3 protein-coding genes are annotated in these 4,655 nt (G+C 69.3%); 1 reads left to right on the plus strand and 2 read right to left on the minus strand.

The genetic code is table 11. From position 1 onward, the window contains the following. Window positions 1-305 precede the first annotated feature (305 nt). Entirely contained in the window at window positions 306-2,663 is a 2,358-nt protein-coding gene (locus MUO23_00895) for a ComEC/Rec2 family competence protein (GenBank protein ID MCJ7511507.1), read from the plus strand. A gap of 138 nt (window positions 2,664-2,801) precedes the next feature. Here the strand turns inward: MUO23_00895 and MUO23_00900 are convergent, their stop codons facing one another. Both MUO23_00900 and modA read right to left on the minus strand, forming a co-directional pair. Next, the gene (locus MUO23_00900; protein ID MCJ7511508.1) at window positions 2,802-3,647 is read right to left on the minus strand and encodes an ABC transporter permease; all 846 of its coding nucleotides are present in this window, start codon (window positions 3,645-3,647) and stop codon (window positions 2,802-2,804) included. Further along, a complete protein-coding gene (modA, locus tag MUO23_00905; protein ID MCJ7511509.1) occupies window positions 3,637-4,530 on the minus strand; it encodes a molybdate ABC transporter substrate-binding protein in 894 nt (297 codons plus the stop codon). Before modA ends, MUO23_00900 begins: the two co-directional genes overlap by 11 nt. Window positions 4,531-4,655 lie beyond the last annotated feature (125 nt).

Below are 4,655 nucleotides of genomic sequence, written 5' to 3' on the forward strand. Positions count from 1 at the left end.
CAGCCCACCCGTCCAGGGCACCCCTCAGAGCTCTGCGTTCACTCAACAGCCTTCACCCGCCATGGGTCCGACCGGCCTCGACGCCCGGCTGGGCCGCGCACCCCCGCGCGGCCGGAGCGAGAGACCTTCGGCCTCCCGGCCGCAGGTTGCGGGATAGGGGTTGCTGCCGCGCGCCCGATCAACCGCCGCTGGCTATTCTCCGCTCCAAGGAGCCCGGTCCAGCCGCGCCGCTCCCGTTCGTCAGCGGCAGGGACCTGCCAGGTGTTGCCGACCGGAGTGCTTTGTCCCTATAATGAATCACTCCGATGCGCCGAGGGGGCGTGTACGCGCTCATCGGGTTGTCCGCCGCCTGGCTGGCAGGCATCGCCTGCGCTTCCACCCTCCACCTGAACCCTCTTCAGTGGACGCTCGTTGCCGTCGGCTTCGGGGCGGGCGCCCTGGTGTGCCCTCGCCCCCCTCGCCTGCGGCTGGCGTTCGTGGCCGGTGCGTTGTTCTGCCTGGGCGGGCTGCGCCTGCTCGCCGCTCAACCTCGCATGACCCCTGACTTCCTCACCTACTATGCGGGCATTCAACAGCCGCTCACGCTCACCGGCGTGGTCGCCGCCTTTCCCGAGGAAAGCGCCAACTGGACAACCCTACGGCTGCGGGTGGACAGCGTGCTGCTTGACGGCGACTTCACCCCAAGGGCGGTGCGCGGGCTGGCTGTCATCTCCGGCGACCGCTCGATCCGCTGGTCGTATGGCGATCGTCTCCAGGCGCACGGCCTGCTGCACATGCCGGAGGCTTCAGACCGCAGCCGCTACGAAGCCTTCCTTGCCCGCCAGGGGATCCAGGGTTGGATGCCGCAAGCCACCACCCTCCGGCTGGCAACTCGTCAGGGAAGCCTGCCGCTGCACTGGCTGGACGATCTGCGGCGCAGGGGCCTGGAGACGCTGCAGCGATTGTTCCCGGATCCGGAGGCCGGTCTGCTTGCCGGGATTCTCCTCGGCGTGGAGAGCGGGATCTCCGACGAGGTCATGCGCGCTTTCAACCGCACGAACACCAGCCACATCATCGCCATCTCCGGCTTCAACATCGCCATCCTCAGCGCCATCTTCGTTCAGACCTTCGGGCGCCTGCTCGGCGCCAGGCGCGGTGCCTGGGCTGCCGTCATCGCCATCGCCGGCTACACCGTGCTCGTCGGAGCCTCGGCCTCCGTCGTCCGGGCAGCCTGGATGGCCGGCCTGGCTCTGCTCGCCCGTTGGCTAGGGCGCACGGCTGATGCCCTCCTGACCTTGATGGCCTCCGCCCTGCTGATGACCGTGATCCATCCGGCGACGTTGTTCGACGTCGGCTTCCAGTTGTCCTTCGCGGCAACCCTGGGCCTGATCCTGTACGCGGCCCCGCTTCAAGCTCGGGCGGATGCCTGGTTCACCCGGTGGCTGCCGCCCGCCTGGGTCGAGCGCGCCGCGTCTCCGCTGGCGGGGATGCTCCTGATCACGCTGGCGGCGCAGGCGACCACCCTGCCGCTGACGGTGTACTATTTCCAGCGGCTCTCGCTGATCTCGCTGGTAGCCAACCCCGTGATCCTGCCGCTCCAGCCTCCGCTGATGATCCTCGGCGGCTCCGCCATGCTGGTGGGTATGGTCTGGCCACTGGCGGCTCAGCCCTTGGCGTGGGCGGCCTGGCCGTTCGCCGCGCTGACCATTCGGGCGGTCGAGTTCTTCTCCAGCTGGCCGGCGGGATCCATTGCCCTCGGGCAGACGTCAGCCTGGGTTGTTGTCGCCTTCTATTTGCTGCTGTTCGGGGGTACAGCCCTCGCTCGCGGCGCTTGGCCGCAACAAGCGGCCGAAATGTCCGCCTCCCTGGCGCGCGCCGCAGGTCCGGCGCTGCTGGGCTTGGGCGCCATCCTAGTCTGGAAGGCAGGCATCGACCGTCCGGATGGGCGGCTGTCCCTTACCGTCCTCGACAGCGAACGCGGCCAGGGGGTTCTGCTCACCTCGCCCACGGGCCGGACCCTGCTGGTCGGAGGCGGCGCCGACCCGGCCGAGCTGCGCCAGGCGATTGGAAGACGGCTGCCGCTCTTGGATCGCAGCCTGGACTGGCTGATCCTGGGATCGTCTGACTCGGACTCGCTCACCGGGCTGAACGGCATTTCCCAGCACGTGAGGGTCGACGGTGTGCTCATCTGTGGAACGCGTCGGCCGCGCTCGCTCAGCTTGTTGGAAGCAGAGTTGGCCGGCGATGGGGCCGCTATTGAATCGGCGGCACCAGGCCAACGCTTCGATCTAGGCATGGGGGCGGCGCTGGAGGTGCTGGCCGTCAGCGAGCACGGCTGCCTGCTGCTGGCGCAATTTGGCCGGGCGCGCTTTCTGCTGGCGCCCGGCGCAGACCCGGACCTGATCCAGGCACAGATGCATCCCGCCGCGCCGCCGGCGTTGACGGGGTACGTTGCCGCCTCCGGCGGCCACCTTGCCGTCAATCCTCCCGAGTGGATCGAGGCCCTGTCTCCTCGGGCGGTTGTCCTGGCGGGAGACCCCGCCCCCGCCGCCGAGAATCCCGCCCTCCGGACGGTGGCCAATAGCCGCGGCATCCGGTTGATTGACACCATGACCTACGGCTGGGTATGGATGGAGACGGATGGGGAACGGCTCTGGATCTCGACCGAGCGCGGAGCTCCTTGACGAGCGGCAGCCCCCTCCGCGCCACTGCAGAGCACCTCCGTCTGCCTCCCGGGCCGGCCAGGGGGCCGGAGCAATCCATCAGCGAGCCATGCGAGGTGCCGGCGGGGATCGGGGAGCCAACCGGCGGCCTCCGGCGGATCAATACAAGCGCGCCTCGCTCTCGACCCTGCGCAGCACGGCTAGGACCAGACCGGAGACGACGAGCAGGATCGAGGCCAGCGCCAGGGCGATGCCGATGTCCTGCTGAAATCCGATGAAGATCGCCAACGGCATGGTCTGGGTGCGCCCGGGCAGATTGCCGGCGAACAAGATCGTGGCGCCAAACTCCCCCAGAGCTCGTGCCCAGCACAACACCAATCCGGCGAACAGCGCCCGCCCGGTCAGCGGGAACATGACGTGCCGGAACAGCTGCCACTGGCTGGCGCCTTCCGTGTAGGCGGCCTCCTCAATCTGCACATCCACACTGTTGAACCCGATGCGGGCGGCGCGAATGAACAATGGCGCGGCCACGAAGACCTGGGCCAGCACCACGGCCGCAGTCGTGAACGGCAGGCTGATCCCCAGCTGTGCCAACGCCGCTCCGATCAGGCTGCGCCGCCCAAAGGCGGCCAGCAGAGCGATGCCCGCCACCGCCGGCGGCAGGACGATCGGAAGGTCCACCAGGACTTCGAGCCAGGTTCTCCCCGGAAAGCGATTGCGGGCCAGCAGGTAGGCGAGCGGCATTCCCAGGATCAGGGCGGCAGCGGTCGCCAGGCTAGAGGTCCACGCGCTCAGGCGCAGGGCGGCCTGAACGGTCGGGTCCGCCAGGAATCGCAGCGGGTCGGAGGTCAGGCCGCGCCAGAGCAGCATCAGCACCGGCACCGCCAGCACCAAGACCATCAGGCCTGCCAACAGGACGAACAGCGCCACCGGTCGGCCGCGGGCTGCGACCAGCGTGCGATCTGGCGAGGCGTCCGGACTGCGGCGGGAGGGACTACGGCCCAACAGGGAGGAAGCCTCCTTGCTCAAGCAGCCGCTGCCCATGCGCCGAGCGGACCAGCTCGACGAAGTCTACTGCGGCCATCGGGTTCTCGGCGGCGCGCAGCGGGGCGATCGGGTACGCCGCCCGCACATTGAACTCCGCCGGAATCTCGACCACCCGTAGTTCGGGAGCCGCTTGGGCGTCAGACCGGTATACCCAGCCGGCATCCGCCTCCCCCAGCTGAACCTTCGCCAAGACCTGGCGCACGTTGTCCTCTTGCGAGACCACGTTGGCGAACACGTCCTCCGCAAAGTCCGCGCCCAGCACCGATTCCAGGCTCTCGATCACCCGGCGGGCATAGTCTCCAGCTGGCACCCCGGGCGCGACCATCACCACCTTCACCCCGGGATGGGCGAGGTCCTTCAGGGACGCGACCGCGGTCGAGCTTTGCGGGGCGACGACGACGACCATGTCGTTGGCGGTGAAGACCTGCCCCGCGCCCGCCTCCACCAGCCCTGCGGCGATCAACGGCCGCATCTCCTTCTCGCTGGCAAACGCAACGACGTCGGCGGGCGCCCCCTCCTCCAATTGCGTTCGCAGGGCGGACGAGGCGGCGAAGTTGAAAACCAGCTGGGTGTCCGGATGCGCCTGTTCGAAGACCTCGCCGATCGCCTGAAAGGCATCGGTCAAGGACGCAGCCGCGAACACCGTCAGCGTCGAGGCCTCGGCTGGCGCCTGTGCCGGGGGCGCCTCCCGAGGCGGCGCGCAGGCCGCTGCGGCCCAGGCCAGCACCCCCACGGCCAGCGCATGCCAGACCCAGTTGCCGGCGCCCTCCTTCGGGGTCGGCCGCCAGCGCCGAGCGACTCCCCACCTGGGCTTCCGCTCTTCAGACTGGCTAGGCTGCATGCCGCCCTCCCCCAGCCGGCCCGGCGTCTAGGCGGCGACGGCACTCGTCCAGCCAGGTGAGCACAGACGCCAGCTGCCGGACACGCAGATCATGGGCCAGGTCGGCGATCACGCTGGCCGAAGGC

The organism is Anaerolineales bacterium (assembly GCA_022866145.1).
GTDB lineage: Bacteria > Chloroflexota > Anaerolineae > Anaerolineales > E44-bin32 > PFL42.

What these genes read in the sequence shown, in the direction of transcription:
- MUO23_00895 (MCJ7511507.1), top strand. Translation starts at nt 306, where the DNA reads ATGCGCCGAGGGGGCGTGTACGCGCTCATCGGGTTGTCCGCCGCCTGG.
- modA (MCJ7511509.1), bottom strand. Translation starts at nt 4,530, where the DNA reads ATGCAGCCTAGCCAGTCTGAAGAGCGGAAGCCCAGGTGGGGAGTCGCT.